The 16,809-nt window shown below is 70.0% G+C and carries 19 protein-coding genes and 1 tRNA gene; 13 read left to right on the top strand and 7 right to left on the bottom strand.

Annotated features, from left to right (window positions below):
• The first annotated feature begins 80 nt into the window (after positions 1-80).
• The 5 genes from FHT26_RS04790 (at position 81) to FHT26_RS04770 (ending at position 3,336) form a co-directional block, all read left to right on the top strand.
• On the top strand, positions 81-530 hold the full coding sequence (locus tag FHT26_RS04790) for a DUF2726 domain-containing protein (protein ID WP_168559017.1): 450 nt from the start codon (positions 81-83) through the stop codon (positions 528-530).
• A gap of 102 nt (positions 531-632) precedes the next feature.
• Positions 633-905 carry a hypothetical protein gene (locus tag FHT26_RS04785; RefSeq protein ID WP_168559016.1) on the top strand — a complete coding sequence of 91 codons (273 nt, stop codon included), beginning with the start codon at positions 633-635 and terminating at the stop codon, positions 903-905.
• On the top strand, positions 902-1,477 hold the full coding sequence (locus tag FHT26_RS04780; RefSeq protein ID WP_490362771.1) for a chlorite dismutase family protein: 576 nt from the start codon (positions 902-904) through the stop codon (positions 1,475-1,477). The genes FHT26_RS04785 and FHT26_RS04780 overlap by 4 nt, the downstream gene beginning before the upstream one ends.
• Positions 1,478-1,520: 43 nt before the next feature.
• Positions 1,521-2,105, top strand: a complete 585-nt coding sequence (locus tag FHT26_RS04775; protein ID WP_168559015.1) for an outer membrane beta-barrel protein — start codon at positions 1,521-1,523, stop codon at positions 2,103-2,105.
• Positions 2,106-2,271: 166 nt separating this feature from the next.
• Entirely contained in the window at positions 2,272-3,336 is a 1,065-nt protein-coding gene (locus FHT26_RS04770; RefSeq protein WP_168559014.1) for a substrate-binding domain-containing protein, read from the top strand.
• Between the two features lie 25 nt (positions 3,337-3,361).
• On the opposite strand, the gene FHT26_RS04765 is transcribed toward FHT26_RS04770, so the two are convergent.
• Both FHT26_RS04765 and FHT26_RS04760 read right to left on the bottom strand, forming a co-directional pair.
• Positions 3,362-3,958 carry a hypothetical protein gene (locus FHT26_RS04765; RefSeq protein ID WP_168559013.1) on the bottom strand — a complete coding sequence of 199 codons (597 nt, stop codon included), beginning with the start codon at positions 3,956-3,958 and terminating at the stop codon, positions 3,362-3,364.
• Between the two features lie 79 nt (positions 3,959-4,037).
• Positions 4,038-4,523: a hypothetical protein gene (locus FHT26_RS04760; RefSeq protein ID WP_168559012.1), complete on the bottom strand. Its 486-nt coding sequence runs from the start codon at positions 4,521-4,523 to the stop codon at positions 4,038-4,040.
• Between the two features lie 247 nt (positions 4,524-4,770).
• On the opposite strand from FHT26_RS04760, the gene FHT26_RS04755 reads away from it, so the two are divergent.
• Together FHT26_RS04755 and FHT26_RS04750 are read left to right on the top strand one after the other, a co-directional pair.
• The gene (locus tag FHT26_RS04755; protein WP_168559011.1) at positions 4,771-5,166 is read left to right on the top strand and encodes a nuclear transport factor 2 family protein; all 396 of its coding nucleotides are present in this window, start codon (positions 4,771-4,773) and stop codon (positions 5,164-5,166) included.
• Between the two features lie 10 nt (positions 5,167-5,176).
• Positions 5,177-5,605 (top strand): hypothetical protein, encoded by a 429-nt coding sequence (locus FHT26_RS04750; RefSeq protein ID WP_168559010.1) that lies wholly within the window; start codon positions 5,177-5,179, stop codon positions 5,603-5,605.
• Between the two features lie 103 nt (positions 5,606-5,708).
• On the opposite strand, the gene FHT26_RS04745 is transcribed toward FHT26_RS04750, so the two are convergent.
• From FHT26_RS04745 to FHT26_RS04735, 3 genes are all read right to left on the bottom strand, one after another.
• A complete protein-coding gene (locus FHT26_RS04745; protein ID WP_168559009.1) occupies positions 5,709-5,951 on the bottom strand; it encodes a CopG family ribbon-helix-helix protein in 243 nt (80 codons plus the stop codon).
• Positions 5,952-5,970: 19 nt separating this feature from the next.
• Positions 5,971-6,058, bottom strand: a tRNA-Ser gene (locus tag FHT26_RS04740).
• Positions 6,059-6,092: 34 nt separating this feature from the next.
• Positions 6,093-6,920: a symmetrical bis(5'-nucleosyl)-tetraphosphatase gene (locus FHT26_RS04735; protein ID WP_168559008.1), complete on the bottom strand. Its 828-nt coding sequence runs from the start codon at positions 6,918-6,920 to the stop codon at positions 6,093-6,095.
• 122 nt (positions 6,921-7,042) lie between these two features.
• Here FHT26_RS04735 and FHT26_RS04730 point away from each other — a divergent pair, with 122 nt between their 5' ends.
• From FHT26_RS04730 to pcaCD, 4 genes are read left to right on the top strand one after another with little or no spacing between them, the layout of a single operon-like run.
• A complete protein-coding gene (locus FHT26_RS04730) occupies positions 7,043-8,344 on the top strand; it encodes a hemolysin family protein (RefSeq protein ID WP_168559007.1) in 1,302 nt (433 codons plus the stop codon).
• Entirely contained in the window at positions 8,341-9,102 is a 762-nt protein-coding gene (locus FHT26_RS04725) for a SapC family protein (RefSeq protein ID WP_168559006.1), read from the top strand. The genes FHT26_RS04730 and FHT26_RS04725 overlap by 4 nt, the downstream gene beginning before the upstream one ends.
• A gap of 13 nt (positions 9,103-9,115) precedes the next feature.
• Entirely contained in the window at positions 9,116-10,528 is a 1,413-nt protein-coding gene (gene pcaB, locus FHT26_RS04720) for a 3-carboxy-cis,cis-muconate cycloisomerase (protein ID WP_168559005.1), read from the top strand.
• Positions 10,529-10,552: 24 nt separating this feature from the next.
• Positions 10,553-11,761: a bifunctional 4-carboxymuconolactone decarboxylase/3-oxoadipate enol-lactonase PcaCD gene (gene pcaCD / locus FHT26_RS04715; protein ID WP_168559004.1), complete on the top strand. Its 1,209-nt coding sequence runs from the start codon at positions 10,553-10,555 to the stop codon at positions 11,759-11,761.
• On the opposite strand, the gene FHT26_RS04710 is transcribed toward pcaCD, so the two are convergent.
• A complete protein-coding gene (locus FHT26_RS04710) occupies positions 11,745-13,280 on the bottom strand; it encodes a S41 family peptidase (RefSeq protein WP_168559003.1) in 1,536 nt (511 codons plus the stop codon). The genes pcaCD and FHT26_RS04710 overlap by 17 nt on opposite strands.
• Positions 13,281-13,311: 31 nt before the next feature.
• Complete coding sequence (locus FHT26_RS04705; RefSeq protein WP_168559002.1) at positions 13,312-14,097, bottom strand: IclR family transcriptional regulator; 786 nt, start codon at positions 14,095-14,097, stop codon at positions 13,312-13,314.
• A gap of 83 nt (positions 14,098-14,180) precedes the next feature.
• Between FHT26_RS04705 and hmgA the strand changes: the two genes are divergently transcribed.
• Together hmgA and fahA are read left to right on the top strand one after the other, a co-directional pair.
• Entirely contained in the window at positions 14,181-15,482 is a 1,302-nt protein-coding gene (hmgA, locus tag FHT26_RS04700; protein WP_168559001.1) for a homogentisate 1,2-dioxygenase, read from the top strand.
• Positions 15,479-16,807, top strand: a complete 1,329-nt coding sequence (gene fahA / locus FHT26_RS04695) for a fumarylacetoacetase (RefSeq protein ID WP_168559000.1) — start codon at positions 15,479-15,481, stop codon at positions 16,805-16,807. Before hmgA ends, fahA begins: the two co-directional genes overlap by 4 nt.
• Positions 16,808-16,809 lie beyond the last annotated feature (2 nt).

Raw genomic sequence — 16,809 nt, 5'->3', positions numbered from 1 at the left:
GACGTGACGCCCGGCAACCCCCTTGAATGGGTGGGGTTCCCCGACAATCGCGCGATCGCAAACGATGCAAGGGCCCGCGCATGACGATCGTGCTGGTGATGACCGTGCTGCTGCTGGCCGGCCTGGCCGCGCTGGGGGTGATGAAGAACCGCGCGGCGCGCGAGCCGGGTGCGGCACCGGTGGCGCGGCGGCCGCTGAGCAAGCAGGAACAACCGATGTTCCACCGGTTGTGCGAGGCGTTCCCGGACCAGGTGGTGCTGGCGCAGGTGTCGTTGTCGGCGCTGCTGACCGCGAGCCACCGGTCGACACGCAGCCGCTTCGAGCGGCAGTTCGCGAACTTCGCGGTGTGCAGCCGCGAGTTCGACGTGCTGGCGCTGATCGAGCTCGACGATGCGAGCCATGCACGCGATGCCGCCGAGGTGGCGGCACGCGACGGCATGCTGGCGGCCGCCGGTTACCGCGTGTTGCGTTTCAAGCGTGTGCCGAGCGAGATCGACCTGCGCACGGCGGTGATGCGGGCCGCGGGTTGATGGCGGGCTGACGGGCCCGCCGGTCGCGGCGACAATCGCCGGTCGTTTTTGCCGATTCGACGCTGAATTTCTTTCCCGATTTTTCCGCTCTTGCCTGTCACGATGACGTCACGCCGTTTTTTCACCGTCCTCGGCCTGGTGGCCGCCACGCTGGCGCTTGCCGTCGTGCTGAACCCGTCGGCCGAGCGCCACCGCGACCGCGTGCGGGCCGCGATCGGCGAACGCAACGTGCTGGCCAAGGCGCTGGGCCTTGGCTCGCTGGCCGCGCTGGTGTCGAGCTACCACTCGCTCGGCGTCGCGTCGTACACCTCGGTGGACGGGCACGTGCTGTCGGTCGGCGCGATGGGGATGGTGTTCGTCAGGGACACGCCGTGACGGCGGTGCCGGCGCGACTGTTCGACTTCATCGGCGGCGCGGACGGGCCGTGGCGTGTCGACCGCATCGGGGCGGTGACCGGCGACGGCCTGCCGGCCGTGGCGCGGCTGCGGGTTGCCGAAGCGGGAGGCGGCGCCGGGATCGGCGAGCCCGGCGCGGCGTGGCAGTTGCGCGGCATCACCAGCAACGAGCGCTACGTGGAGCGCCCGGAGAAGCAGCTGCTGCTCGCGAAGCAGCCGGCGCTCGGCCGCGCCGAGGCGCGCTGTGCGGCGCTGATCCCGATCCGCAAGAACGCCGCCTGGTGGGCGATGACGCAGGACGAGCGGCGCGCGATCTTCGAGGCGCAATCGCGCCACATCGCGATCGGGCTGGACTACCTGCCGGCGGTGGCACGCCGCCTGCACCATTGCCGCGACCTGGAAACGCCGCAGCCCTTCGATTTCCTGACCTGGTTCGAGTACGCGCCGGCCGATGCCGAGGCCTTCGAGGCGCTGGTGGCGGCGTTGCGGGCCTCGCCCGAATGGGCGTTCGTCGACCGCGAGGTGGACCTGCGGCTGAGCCGCGACGCCTGAAGGCGGGTCGATCCTCTTTCTTGAAGTTGCACAGGACCTTCCGATGACCGAATTCCGATTGGCAGCCGCCGCCGCGCTGGCCATGGCCCTGACGCTGGCTGCGGCCCCTGCGGCCCACGCGGCCGATGGCGGCGGGCCGCTGAAGTTCTCGCTGGGTGGCGGTGTCACCTCCGGTGGCGACAACCTGGTGGCCGGTTCGGGCGCCGAGATGGACGCCGGCCGCGGCCTGCAGCTGTTCGCCGGTGCCGAATACTGGGTGGCCGAGCCGCTCGCGCTGCAGGTGAACCTGGGCCTGCAGCTCGACCGCCGCAAGGCGGCCGGCGGCACGCTGCGCTTCCAGCGCTTTCCGCTCGAGCTGATGGGACTGTTTGCGGTGACGAACAACCTGCGCTTCGGCGCGGGCGCGCAATTCGTGTTCGGTGCGAAGCTGCACGGCAGCGGCGATGCGAGCGCGTTGGACCAGAACTACAGGCACGCCACCGGCCGTGTGCTGGAGGGCGAGTTCCTGATCAATCCGCACTCGGCGGTGAAGCTGCGCTTCGTGAAGGAGAACTTCACGCCCGCGAGCGATGGTGCGCCGAAGATCAAGGGCGACCATGTCGGGCTGATGTTCACGCACTACTTCTGAGTCGCTCGGTGTAGCGCTGCGTAGTACAGCGCGGACCAACGTCGCTCGCGTGCGATCCGTTGCACAACGCCGCGCCCTCTCAGGGTTTGCATCGATCGGTTACACGGCGGTACGACCTTAACTTGCCGGTCATCCAGCACCTCGACTGGAGCCACCGAGACAAGCCATGAACCGTAGAAGACTCCTGCTTTCCCTGTCTGCGCCGGCCTTGCTGGCCACCTCCCGCCTGGCCCGCGCGGCCGTGGCCGACAAGGGCCTGATCGGCGTGTCGATGCCGACCTTCTCGTCGCGACGATGGGTCGACGACGGGCTCAGCATGATGCGCACGCTGAACCGCCTGAACTACACGGTGGACCTGCAGTACGCGATCAACAACGCCGCAGACCAGCCGGGGCAGGTCCAGAAGATGATGGACAGCGGCGCGAAGGTGGTGGTGATCGGCGCGAGCGACAGCAGCGCGTTCACCGCGGTGCTGGACAAGGCCGCGAAGAAGGGCGTGAAGGTCATCGCCTACGACCGGCTGATCCGCGACAGCGGCAACGTGGACGCGTATGCCACCTTCGACAACTTCGAGGTCGGCGTGCTGCAGGGCCGCGACATCGAGACGCGGCTGAAGCTGCGCGACGGCGGCAAGGGCCTGATCGAGTTGTTTGCCGGCGCGGCCGACGACAACAACTCGCACTTCTTCTACAACGGCGCGATGTCGGTGCTGAAGCCGCACATCGATTCGGGCGCGCTGACGGTCGGCTCCGGCAAGGTCGCGATGGCCGAGGTGGCGACGCCGCAGTGGAGCGGTGCGATCGCGAAGGCACGCTTGCAGGCGATGCTGAAGACGCTGTATGCGAAGCGCCGGCTCGACGCGATCCTCTCGCCGAACGACAACACCAGCGTCGAGCTGCTGACGGCGCTGCAGGGCGTCGGCTACGGCACCGCGGCGCAGCCGTGGCCGGTGGTCACCGGGCAGGACGCCGAGCTGAACTCGGTGCGCTCGATCCAGCGCGGCGAGCAGTCGTCGACGGTGTTCAAGGACACGCGGCAGCTGGCGGTGCGCGTGGCCTCGATGGTCGACGAGTACATGAGCGGCAGGGCGCCGACCATCAACGACACCAAGACCTACAACAACGGCGTGAAGGTCGTGCCGTCGTACCTGCTGAAGCCGGTGTTCGTCAACAAGGAGAACTGGCAGCAGGTGCTGGTGAACAGCGGGTTCTACCAGTCGGGGCAGTTGTGATGGCCTGACGGGCCTGCGCGGACGCTCAGGTCCGCGTGTCCACCGCGACCCAGTTCAGCTCCCAGGTCTTGCCGCCATCGGCGGAGAACGACTGTTCGAAGCGGCACGAACGCGGCGTGATGTCGGAGATGACGAAGCGGACGAGGATCGGCCGGCCGTTCAGCGTTTCCGCGTTGACGAACTCGCCGCGTCCGTTCTCGAAGCGGCCGATGGCCGGCGTGCTCATCGCGCCGCTGCCGAGGCCGGAGAAGTTGAGGCTCCACTGGCGCGACTGCGGGTCGTACAGGCGCAGGCTCAGCGCCTCGATGTGGCCGGCCGGGCCGTCGACCGACAGTTCCACCAGGTTGGCTCGTCCGGCCCACACCGGTCGGACGACCGTCGTCCCGTCGTACTCGACCCAGGTCGTGGAGCCGGTGAGCGGACGCAGCAGTCGCTTCAGGTGCGTCTTCCACGTGCCGAACTCGAAGTCGAAATCGTGCTGCCCGTCGCGCTGGTCGTCCCGTTGATGGGCGGCCAATGCGCCTGGCGTCTCTTCCTTCGGCTGGGCCAGGCCGGGTGCGGCGGGCAATGCGAGCCCGAGGCCGGCCAGCAGGGCGAGGGTGCATGCAGTCCGTGGGCTCATGAGCGAGCTCCTGGCGTCGGGGGGATTGTCGGGCAAGAACTTCTCCATCAGCGTCACAGGTCTGATGTCGCACGTGGCTTCATCGGAGGTTCGAAAGCAGCGAGGCCCCGATCACGGCGCTCAGATTGAGTGCGGCGTGCAAGCCGCACACGAACCAGAACCGTGCCTTGATCGAGATGCGCTGAGCGGTCAGCACCAGATAGCAGTGAGTCGACCAGAGAAAGGCCCACGCGACCACCGCGGCGCGTTGGATGTCGGGAAACGCGTGAATCAGGATGACCGGAGAGGCTCCGACGACGAGCACGAGCCACCGCGAGCGCATGACCTGCGACGCCAGGTGAGTCGGGTACAGCAACAAGCATGTTTCCACGTGGGGCGCGCAGACGCAGAGCAGGAGCAGCGCCGATACCGTCCTGCCCGAGGACAGCCCGTCGAGGATGGCATTGGACGGTGAATAGGCGAACAAGGCGATCGCCACGAAGCCGGCGAGCCACGTCGGAACGAGGCAAACGAGCCAGTTGGCGACGAATGAGCGAACGGAGATGTCGACGGGGATGCGCGGCATGTGAAGAACCGGGCGGGCATGGACTGCACACCCGGCTCGCGGCAATTCAGTACATGTCACCCAGGGTGTCGTGTTGCCGTAGTTGGGCGCCTGACCGTTCGATGCGAACGAATTCAATGCGTCCATTGCCTTGCTGAAGAGAGTAGAAACAACGGAGCCGACCACGGTGTCCTTGACGACGCCTATGGAGGTCCAAAAGGCTGAACAAGAATCGGAATGCACGGTTGCGGCCCGGCACAATCCCGGCATGCCGAATCGCTCCGCCGTCGACACCGTCCATGAGTTCTGGCGCCTGATGGCGACCAACGATTTCTTCTCGGTGGCGCAGGTGCTCGCACCCGGCTTCGTGCTGGAGTGGCCACAGTCGAACGAGCGCATCCGCGGCGCCCAGAACTTCGCGCGGATGAACAGCGAGTACCCGGCCCATGGGCCCTGGCGCTTCACGGTCAACCGGCTGGTGGGCTCGCCCGGCGAAGCGGTGTCGGACGTGTCGGTCACCGATGGCGTGCAGTCGGCGCGTGCGATCAGCTTCTTCACGGTGGAGGGCGGGCAGATCACGCGGCTGGTGGAGTTCTGGCCCGAGCCGTACGCGGCGCCTGCGAACCGGGCACACCTGGTCGAGCCGATCGAGGCGCCGCGGTGACGAACCTGCGATGTTCAAGTTCCTGATCCGCTGCCTGTTCATGATCGCCGGTGTCGCGTTGCTCGGCGAGACCGCGATGCCGCTGCGCGACGAAACCGTCCGCGTCGACCAGCACACCAGCCATGTCAACGACGGCGAATCCGCGCGCCGCGACAACCGCTCGGGCGACACCAGCTACACGCTGCACCTGGTGGGCGGCGAGGTGGCGAGCTGCTCCGTGGGGTACGCAGCCTACCAGCGGCTGAAGGACGGCGACGCGATCCGCGTGCAATCGACGCGGCTGTTCCGCCAATGCGTGCGCGTGGCGCGCGACGAGGAGGTTGTGGAGGCGACGCGCCACTGGCGGTGGATCGCCTGGGCGATCGGCGGCGTGCTGATCGCGCTGGCGATCGGGTGGCTGCGGGCGGACGATGAGGACGGCAGCATCGGCGTCGCTTGAGGCGAGGCGTCGTTCGATGCGCGTGCAGGGCGGAAGGCGTGAGCCTCTGTTTCCGGCCTGCGCCCGTGCTCGGAAACGGGGGCCATGCTTCGAGAGATGGCCGCTAGCTTGCGAACGGGCTCGTGCACCACTGTGCCAGGACCTCCTGATGCCCGACGACCCGTCCGGCATCCACGTCCGCGAGGCCTTCGAGCGTCAAGCGGTGTCGCTCCTCTTCCTGGTCGACCCAGGCAGTCAGCGCCTGCTTCATGACCCACTCTTGCGAGCGCTCGAGTCGCTCGGCCAGCTGGTCGACTTTTTCGGCAAGCGGCAACGGCACGCGAGCAGTCAGAACTCTGATTTCCATGGCAGCCCCTTTGGCAAGGTGGCGGAAGCGGTGGGATTCGAACCCACGGACAGTTGCCCGTCGCTGGTTTTCAAGACCAGTGCCTTAAACCACTCGGCCACACTTCCTGGAGAGGCCGGGATTGTAGTCCCGCCCCGTGCGTCAGCCCGGCTGTTGCGCCTGCTCGCAGTCCACCTGGACCACCTCGAGCGGTGCGCTCCCGTCACCCAGCCGCACCGCGGTCAGCCGCCCGCCCCACACGCAGCCGGTGTCCAGCGCCATCAGGTCGGGCCGGACCGTCAGCCCGAGCGTCGACCAGTGACCGAACGCGGTCGGCACGCCGGCGGTGCGGCGCTGCGGTGCGTCGAACCAGGCGAACCGCCCCGGCGGCGCGGCATCGGCGCCCTCGTTGCTCGACATGTCGAGCGTGCCGTCGGCGGTCACGAAGCGGATGCGCGTCAGCACGTTGACCGCGAAACGCAGCCGGTCGGCGCCCCGCAGCGCGGGATCCCAACGCGAAGGCTCGTTGCCGTACATCACCTGCAGGAAGCCCACCAGGTCGTCGCCGCGCAGCCGCTGCTCCACCTCGCCGGCCAGCGCCAGCGTGGTCGCCAGGTCCCACTGCGGTGCCACGCCGGCATGCACCATCAGCCAGCCGTGCGCGTGCACCGCCATGCGCTGCCGGCGCAGCCAGTCGACCAGCGCCGCGCGGTCCGGCGCCGCCAGGATCTCGCCCAGCGTGTCGCGCCGCCCCGGCGGCCGCACGCCATGCGCCACCGCCAGCAGGTGCAGGTCGTGGTTGCCCAGCAGGCAGGTCGCCGACGAGCCCAGCTGCTGCAGCCGCCGCAGCGTGCGCAGCGAGGCCGGTCCGCGGTTCACCAGGTCGCCCAGCAGCCAGGCGTGGTCGCGCGATGCGGAAAAGCCGATCTTCTCGAGCAGCCGCTCCAGCGGGTCGCAGCAGCCCTGCAGGTCACCGATCAGGTAGTTCATCGCGCCGATTCTGCCCGGCACCGGGCCCGGCACCCCCGTCACGCCGCGGCCGGCGCCATCTGCTACCCTTGCGGCCTTCGTCGTTTTGCGCGTTCCGGGCCGGGCCCCGGCAGCGTGCTTCCATGGACATAGCGCTCCTCGTTTTCCTGATCATCCTCAACGGTCTGTTCGCCATGTCGGAAATGGCGCTCACCGCCAGCCGCAAGGCTCGCCTGCAAGTCATGGTGGAAACCGGCGACGACGGCGCCCGCGCCGCGATGGACCTGCACGAAAACCCCACCAAGTTCCTGTCCACCGTGCAGATCGGCATCACGTCGATCGGCGTGCTCAACGGCATCGTCGGCGAGGCGGCGTTCTCCGAACCGCTCGCCGCGTGGATCCATCTGACGTTCGACATCCGCGAGAAGGCCTCCGGCATCACCGCCACCGCCCTGGTGGTGATGTGCATCACCTTCGTGACGATCATCTTCGGCGAGCTGGTGCCGAAGCGGCTCGGGCAGATGTATCCCGAGAACGTGGCCCGGCTGGTCGCGCAGCCGATGGAATGGCTGTCGATGGCGGCGCGCCCGTTCGTCAAGCTGCTGTCGTTCTGCACGGAAGGCACGCTGCGCCTGCTGGGCATCCGCGGCGGCCCGAGCCGTTCGGTGACCGAGGAAGAGATCGCCGCCAGCCTCGAAGAAGGCCTGGACGCCGGCGTGATCGAGGCGCAGGAGCACCAGATGGTGCGCAACGTGTTCCGCCTCGACGACCGGCAGGTCGGCTCGATGATGATTCCGCGCACCGAGATCACCTGGCTCGACGCCGCGGCCGACCTGGACGACGTGCTGAAGGTGGTGGGCGACCAGGAGCACTCGCGCTACCCGGTGTGCCGCGGCAGCCTGAGCGACGTGGTCGGCGTGATCTCCGCGCAGACGCTGCTGCAGCAGATGCTGCAGGGCCGGCCGCTGGCGCTGACCGAAGGGCTGCAGGCGCCGGTGTTCGTGCCGGAGACGCTGTCGGGCATGGAACTGCTGGAGCAGTTCCGCGCGTCGTCGGCCCAGCTCGTCTTCGTGGTCGACGAATACGGCGAGGTGCAGGGCGTCATCACGGTGCGCGACGTGCTGGAGGCGATCACCGGCGAGTTCACGACGCCGGCCGACGGCGAGGCCTGGGCAGTGCAGCGCGCCGACGAGAGCTGGCTGTTCGACGGCCTGATCCCGGTGCCCGAATTGAAGGACCGGCTGGCGCTGAAGGAACTGCCCGAGGAAGACCGCGGCCGCTACAACACGCTGGCCGGCATGATCATGTTGTTGTTGGGCCGGCTGCCCAAGACCGCCGACACGGTGGATTGGGAAGGCTGGCGTTTCGAGGTGGTCGACCTGGACGGCAAGCGCGTCGACAAGGTGATGGCCACCGCCTTGCCTCCTGGAGCTGAAGTTCAATGATCACTGCCCTCTACAAGAAGCCCGCGCTGCTCGACCGCACGCGCCATGCCGGCAAGCACCTGCTGCCGCTGGACGTGTCGGTGGCCGCCGACATGAACGCGCTGTTCTGCACCTTCGGCGAGTTCGTCGAGGCCGGCAAGGAATACCCGATCCTGTTCGTCAACAGCGGCACCAACGAAGACGGCAGCCCGCAGCTGAACCCGGTCGTGCTGCTCGGGCTGTCGGCCGGCGAGAACCTGTTCGTCGAAGGCAGCCAGTGGTTCGGCCGCTACGTGCCGGCCGCGCTGCGCTGCTACCCGCTGGGCCTGACGCGGGCCGCGCGCGACGACGGCACCGGCGAGGGGCTGTCGGTGGTCGTCGATGAAAGCTACGCCGGGCTGGTCGACGGCCCCGAGGGCGTGCCGCTGCTCACCGCCGCCGGCGAGCCGACCGAGACACTGACCAACGCGATGAAGCTGCTCGAGCTGTACGACCAGGAAGCGCAGCGCACGCCGCTGTTCTGCCAGCGCCTGCGCGAGCTCGACCTGCTGAAGGGCATGCGCGCCGAAGGAACGCTGAACGACGGCGAGTCGTTCTCGGTCGACGGCTTCCAGGTGGTCGACGAAGACAAGCTGCGCGCGTTGCCCGATGCCGCGGTGCTCGAGCTGTACCGCAACGGCATGCTCGCGCTGATCTACGCCCACCTCGGGTCGCTGAGCTGCCTGCAGCGCCTGAGCGACCGCAAGACGCAGCTGAAGACGCAGGCTGCGGCCGCCTGAGCGGAGGCGGGCGATGTCGACGGGGCCATCGGTTTTCGAGCGCTTCCTGTCGACGCCAGAGATGTCGGCGGTGTTCTCGCCGCCGTCGGTGCTGCAGGCCATGCTCGACTTCGAGGCGGCGCTGGCGCGCGCCCAGGCCGCCGAAGGCCTGGTGCCGGCTGCGGCCGCGCAGGCCATCGCCGGCGTCTGCAAGGCCGAGCTGTACGACCTGGATGCGCTGGTCGATGCGAGCGGGCGCGCCGGCAGCCTCGCGATTCCGCTGGTCAAGGCGCTGACGCAGGCGGTCGGCCTGTTCGACGCCGACGCCGCCGGGTTCGTGCACTGGGGCAGCACCAGCCAGGACGTCATCGACACCGGCATGGCACTGACGACGCGCCGCGCGCTGGCGCTGGTCGACCGCGATCTCGGCACGCTTGCCGCCGCGCTGCTGGCGCTGGCGCGGCAACACCGCGGCGTGCCGGTGCTGGCGCGCACGCTGATGCAGCCGGCCCAGGTGGTCAGCGTCGATTTCAAGCTGGTGGCCTGGATCGCGCCGCTGCTGCGCTGCCGGCAGCGGCTGCGCGACGCGGGGCTGCAGGCGCTGCAGCTGCAGCTGGGCGGTGCGGTCGGCACGTTGTCGGCGATGGGCGAGCGCGGCCCGGCCGTCGCCCGGCGCGTGGCCGACGAACTCGGCCTGCGGCTGCCGCCCGGCCCGTGGCACACGCAGCGCGACGAGCTGGCCTCGCTGGCCGGCGAGCTCGGCGTGCTGGCCGGCGCGCTCGGCAAGATCGCGAAAGACATCTCGCTGATGGCGCAGGGCGAACTCGGCGAGCTGGCCGAGCCGTCGGATGCCGGCCGCGGCGGCTCGTCGACGATGCCGCACAAGCGCAACCCGGTGGCCGCGATGACGGCGCTGGCCGGCGCGCTGCGCACGCCGCACCGCGTGGCCGCGCTGCTGGCCGCGATGGTGCAGGAGCATGAGCGTGGCCTCGGCAACTGGCAGGCCGAACTGGCCGAAACGGCCGGGCTGTACCTCGGCGTGCATGGTGCGCTGAAGGCGCTGGCCGATGCCGCGCCGGGTTTGCAGGTCGACGCCGCGCGGATGCGTCACCAGATCGATGCGCAGCACGGGCTGGTGTTCGCCGAAGCGGTCGCGATGCAGCTGGCGCTGCAACTGGGCAAGGCGCGCGCGCATGCGCTGCTCGAGGCGTGGTCGCACGACGCGGTGACCGGCGGGCGGGCGCTGCGCGAGGTGCTGCTGCAGGCGCTGGCCCGCGACGACGCGCTGAGCGCGGTGCTCAGCGCCGGGCAGGTCGACGCGCTGTTCGATGTCGACCTCGCCGCGGCGCACGCGAGCCGCGTGGCCGATCCGCAGCTCGCGCTGTGGCAGCAGCGCGCCGATGCACTGGCCGCCGACGCGCCGTGGTCGGCCTGGCTGCCGCAGTGAATCCATTCTCGAAAGGGGGCCGTCATGGCGGAGCAACAGGATGATTTCGACCGCGGCCTGAAGAACCGCCGCGCGGTGCTGGGCGATGCATGGGTCGACCAGTCGCTGGACGGCACGTCGGCCTTCAACGCCGATTTCCAGTCGCTGATCACGCGCTATGCCTGGCACGACATCTGGGGCCGCCCGGGGCTCGACACCACGACGCGCCGGCTGCTGGTGCTGGGCATGACGATGGGCCTCGCGCGCTGGGAGGAATTCGAGCTGCACTGCCGCGCCGCGGTGCGCGGCGGCGTGCCGGTCGAGCAGATCCGCGAAACGCTGATGCAGGGCGCGATCTACTGCGGCGTGCCGGCCGCCAACACCGCGTTCAAGCTGACCACGCAGATCCTGCGCGACGAAGGCCTGCTGCCGCCGCCGGCGCCGCTGTCGGCCGGCGTGCGCGCATCGAGCCACCACACCTTCAGCCGGCCACAGCTGAAGGTCGCGCTGCAGGGCGAGGGGTCGCCGGTGGTGCTGAGCCATGCGCTCGGGCTCGACCTGGGCATGTGGGACGCGCTCGCCGCCACGCTCGCGCCGCGCCACGAGGTGCTGCGCTACGACCACCGCGGCCACGGTGGTTCGGCGGTGCCGGCGGGGCCGTACCGCATGAACGAACTGGTCGACGACGCGGCCCGCGTGATCCGCGAATGGGGCGTCGGGCCGGTGAGCTGGGTCGGGCTGTCGCTCGGCGGCATGGTCGGCCAGGGCCTGGCGATCCGCCACCCGGAGCTGGTGCGCTCGCTGGTGCTCGCCAACACCACCGCGCGCTACCCCGAGGCGGCGCAGGCGGCCTGGGCGCAGCGCATCGCGGCCGTCGAACAGGGCGGGCTGGGAGCCATTGCCGACATGGTGATGGAGCGCTACTTCCACGCCGGCTTCCGCCGCGAGCGGCCGCAGGCGCTGGCGGCGTTCCGCGCGGCGCTGCTGCGAACGTCGGCTGCCGGCTATGCCGCGACCTGCCACGCGGTGCGCGAGGTCGACTGGCTCGACCGGCTGCCGCAGGTGCGCTGCCCGACGCTGGTGATCGCCGGCGAGCTGGACGTCGGCGCGCCGGTCGCGATGTCGCAGGCGATCGCCGAACGCATTCCCGGCGCGCGGCTCGAGGTGCTGGCCGAGGCCTCGCACCTCAGCGTGGTCGAGCAGCCGCAGCGGTTCGCGGCGCTCGTCGAGGGCTTCGTCAGCGCGACGGCCTGAGGAAACGGTTGCTCAGCAGCGGCCGGCCGCGCAGCGCGGCGCCGCGGCCCGCCAGCACGCCCAGCGCCTGCGGAGATTCCTGCGAGGCGGCCACCGGGCAGGTGCCGTTCGCGCGGTAGCCGAGCGCGGCCTTCAGCAGGCCCTCGTTCGGGCTGCCGAGCGGCTGCGTGAAGTCGTCGGCGGCCGTGCAGCCGGCGATGCCGGTGGCACCGGCGCCGTTCGGCGTGAAGCCGTCGGCATAGTCGCCGAAGCCCTTCGCGTTGACGCCCTGGAACTCGATCGGGAAGTACGAGATGCCGCAGTTGTCCTGCGCCGCGAAGCCGTAGGGCTTGCCGCAGGAGGTGCTGCCGATCTGCCGCACGTCGACATCGACGCCGCGCAGGCTGTTGATCACCGATTCGCTGGCCGAGCAGGTCTCGCTCGTGGTCAGCACGTAGACGCGCGCCAGGTCGAGCGTCGGCAGCGCTGCGTTGGCGGTGCTGGTGGACTGGAACGGGTAGGGCGCCTGGGCGTTGTCCGATGTGCGCTTCGCGTTGTAGTTCAGCTTCTCGAACACCTTGCCGCCGGTGCGTGCCGGGCCGGCGATCATGTAGGCCAGCTCGCTCGCGATGTAGAGGTAGCCGCCGCCGTTGTAGCGCAGGTCGAGCACCAGGTCGGTCGCGCCCTGCGCCTTCAGCGCCGTGAACGCTTCGATCAGCTGCGCCTCGGCCGGCGCCACGTGCGACGTGAACACGATGTTGCCGACCTTGCCGGCACCGGTGTCGATCACGCTGTAGTTCAGCACCGGCTTCGTCGTGATGGCGGCCGTCGTCATCGAGACGGCGACCTGGCCGACGCCGGCGCGGTTGAAGACGTAGCTGTGCGTGCCGCCGGTGTTGCCCGGAAACAGCGCGGCATTGAGCACGCCGACGCCGGCCGCGGTTTCGTCGTCGGCCGACACGCCGTCGACGGTCACCAGCGTGTCGCCGCGCAGCACGCCCTTGGTGGCGGCCTCGGTGCCGGGCGTCACGTACGACACGCGCAGCCCGCGCGGCGCCCGCGACGACAGCATGCGCCAGTTGACGCCGGTGCCGGCTTCGATGCCGGAGTCGAACAGCGCGGTGGAGGTGTCGGTCCGGACCAGGAAGCTGAACCGGTCCTTGCGCGCACCGCTGGCGGTGATGCTGGGCGTCTTCAGCGCTTCGAAATAGTTGTCGAGCGAGCCATAGACGTCGGCAGTGTTGCTGTACTGCGCGGCGTTCGGAGCAACGTTCGGGATCTCGTCGTACCAGAGGTAGGCGTCGCCCAGGTAGGCGCGCATCCACAACTTTTCGGTGTCGAGGCTGCCGGTGCGGTTGGCGGCCGGGGCATCGGGGTTGGTCGGTGCGCATTGCTGCGCGTACTGCGACGCCGACGCGAGGCGGTTGCCGGATTCGTCGGAGCTGCCGCCGCAGGCGGTGAGGGCGGCCGCTGCGACGAGCAGGCTGACCCACGATGCGCGCACGCGTGCGCCGGCTTGCCGTTGGCGTTGAACTCCCATCCCTCGCTCCGATCGGTTGGTGAACTGGCCACTATACCGGTGCATCCGACAGGTCCGCGCCGCCGAGCTGGCGCGACACCTGCGCGGCGCAGGCTATCAGCGCCCGGGCGAGCGGGCCGTCGAGCCGGGTGTCGAAGGTGGCGTTCGGGCCGATCGCGGCCAAGCTCAGCACCAGGTCGCCATGCAGGTCGAACACCGGCGCCGCCATCGCGCTGACGCCTGGCACCGCGCCGTCGACGACGCGGCTCAGGCCCTCGCTGCGGACGGTGGCCAGCTGCGCGCTGAAGGCCGCATCGAGCGTGCGCAGGCCGCCGTGGGGTTCCTGCGCCAGCACCTCGCGCAGCCGCGCCGGCGGCAGGTGCGCGGCGAACAGCAGGCCCGATGCGGTGCCGCGCATCGACATCACGGTGCCGTGGCGCATGTTGACGTGCACCGCAGACGGCGCTTCCTCGACACGCACGATGGTCGGCCCGCGGTTGCCCCACACCGCGATCGCGACGGTGTGGCCGACCTGCGCGGCCAGCGCCGGCAACAGCGGTGTGGCCAGGCGCAGCGGGTCGAACTGCTGCAGGCTGATCAGCCCGAGCTCCATCGCGAGCGGGCCCAGGCCGTAGCGGCCCGACGCGGCGTCCTGCGCGATCAGCCCGAGCTTGCCGAAGCTGACCAGGTAGGGGTGCGCCTTTGCCGGGGCCATGCCGGCTTCGCGCGCCAGGTCCTTCAGCGCCATCGGTCGGCCGCGGTGGGCGAGCGCGCGCAGCAACTGGCCGCCGACCTCGATGCTCTGGATGCCGCGAGGGGCGTTGGGGGTTTCGGGCATCAGGCTGAATTTGGATATGTAGAATGAATTAGACAGTAACGAATCTTCTGGCGAAGATCAAGCCGCGATTCAAGGAGACACCGATGGCATCCCTCGACCCCCTGCGCTACCAGAGCGGCTTCGGCAACCAGTTCGCGAGCGAGGCGGTGCCCGGCGTGCTGCCCACGGGCCGCAACAGCCCGCAGAAGGCGGCGCACGGGCTGTATGCCGAGCTGCTGAGCGGCGCGGCGTTCACCGCGCCGCGTGCCGAGAACCGTCGCACCTGGATGTACCGCCGCCAGCCGTCGGTGGTGGTCGGCGGCTATGTGCCGCATGCGCAGCCGTGGTGGAAGAGCGGTGCTGCCGGGGGCGTCGATGCGCCGCCCGATCCGCTGCGCTGGTCGCCGACGCCGGTGCCCGAGGCCGCGGCCGAGCCGCTGGATTTCGTCGACGGGCTGCGCAGCATCGTCGTCAATGGCGACGTCGATGCGCAGACCGGCATGGCCGCGCACATCGCGTTCGTCAACCGCTCGATGACGCAGCGCGCCTTCGTCAATGCCGACGGCGAGATGCTGCTCGTGCCGCAGCAGGGCGCGTTGACGATCACGACCGAGCTCGGCGTGCTGCAGGTGGCGCCCGGCGAGATCGCGTTGCTGCCGCGCGGCATGGTCTTCAAGGTGGCGGTCGACGGGCCGTCGCGGGTGTATGTGTGCGAGAACCACGGCGCGCATTTCCGCCTGCCGGAGCTCGGGCCGATCGGCAGCAACGGCCTGGCGAACCCGCGCGATTTCCTCGCGCCGGTCGCCGCGTTCGAACAGGACGCGGCGCCGCACGAGCTGATCAAGAAATACGGCGGCCGGCTGTGGGCGGCGCGCTGCGCGGCGTCGCCGTTCAACGTGGTCGGCTGGCATGGCAACCTGGCGCCGCTGAAGTACGACACCGCCCATTTCATGACGATCGGCTCGATCAGCTTCGACCATCCGGACCCGTCGATCTTCACGGTGCTGACCTCGCCGAGCGACACGCCGGGCACCGCCAACTGCGACTTCGTGATCTTCCCGCCGCGCTGGCTGGTGGCCGAGGACACCTTCCGCCCGCCCTGGTACCACCGCAACCTGATGAGCGAGTTCATGGGGCTGGTGCATGGCCAGTACGACGCGAAGCCCGAAGGCTTCCGGCCCGGCGGCGCGAGCCTGCACAACTGCATGGTGCCGCACGGCCCGGACGCCGATGCGTTCGAACGCGCATCGAACGCACCGCTCGCGCCGCACAAGCTCGACCACACGCTGGCCTTCATGTTCGAAAGCCGCTACCGCTTCCGCCCGACCGAGTGGGCGATGAACGGCGGCGCGCTCGATGCCGCCTATGCGGATTGCTGGCGCAACCTGAAGGACGGATTCCAATGAGCGGCCTCGACCGCCACGGCCTCGATGCCACGCACGATGCCGCGCTGCGCAGCTGGGTGGCGTCGGCCAACGACCCGCTGACCGATTTTCCGCTGCAGAACCTGCCGCTCGGGCGCTTCCGGCGGCGTGGCAGCGACGAGCCGCTGCGTGCCGGCGTCGCGATCGGCGAGGCGGTGCTCGACCTGCGGCTCGCGTGCGAGGCCGGGTCGTGGTCGCCCGAGGTGTCGCCACTGATCGAGCTGCTGGCGCGTGGCGAACTCAACGCGTTCATCGCGCTCGGTGCCGCGGCGCGCCGCACGCTGCGCAGCGTGCTGTCGCTGGCCTTGCGCGAAGGCTCCGGCAGCGAGCGGTGGCTGCAGCCCTGCCTGGTGCCGCAGGCGCAAGCCGAGATGGCGCTGCCGTGCGAGGTCGGCGACTACACCGATTTCTTCACCGGCATCCACCATGCGACGGCGGTCGGCAAGCTGTTCCGGCCCGACCAGCCGCTGCTGCCGAACTACGAGTGGGTGCCGATCGGCTACCACGGCCGCAGCTCGTCGCTGCAGGTCAGCGGGCAGGACTTCCGTCGTCCGCGCGGGCAGTACAAGACCGACGCCGCCGTCCCGGTGTTCGGACCGTGCCAGCGGCTGGATTACGAACTGGAACTCGGCGCGATCGTCGGCCCCGGCAACGCGCTGGGCGAGCCGATCCCGATGGCGCGGGCCGAGCAGCACCTCGCCGGTCTGGTGCTGCTGAACGACTGGTCGGCGCGCGACGTGCAGGCCTGGGAGTACCAGCCGCTCGGGCCCTTCCTCGCGAAGAATTTCGCGACCACGCTGTCGCCGTGGATCGTCACGATGGAGGCGCTGCAGCCGTTCCGCCGGCCGTTCGAGCGCGCCGCCGACCGGCCGCAGCCGCTGCCCCACCTCGACGGCGAGGCCAACCGCGCGCAGGGCGCGATCGACATCGCGCTCGAGGTGTGGCTGCAGACGCCGGCGATGCGCGAGCGCGGCGATGCGGCGGAGCGGTTGATGCAGTCGAACTTCCGCGACGCGTACTGGACGCTGGCGCAGCTGGTGGCGCACCACAGCAGCAACGGCTGCAACCTGCGGCCCGGCGACCTGCTGGGCAGCGGCACGCAGTCGGGGCCGCTGCCGGCGCAGGGCGGCTCGTTGCTGGAGCTGACGCGCGGCGGCAGGGAGCCGATCACGCTGCCGAACGGCGAGACGCGGCGCTTCCTGCAGGATGGCGACAGCGTCGCGCTGCGCGCCTTCTGCGAGCGCGCCGGGCAGCGGCGCATCGGGTTCGGGGAGTGTGTCGCGACGGTGCTGGCGCCGCGGTCTTAACC

The organism is Rhizobacter sp. SG703 (genome assembly GCF_012275445.1).
Lineage (GTDB): Bacteria > Pseudomonadota > Gammaproteobacteria > Burkholderiales > Burkholderiaceae_C > Rhizobacter.
The sequence above is the reverse complement of the archived record's forward strand: the minus strand, read 5'-3'. Positions and strand labels throughout refer to the sequence as shown.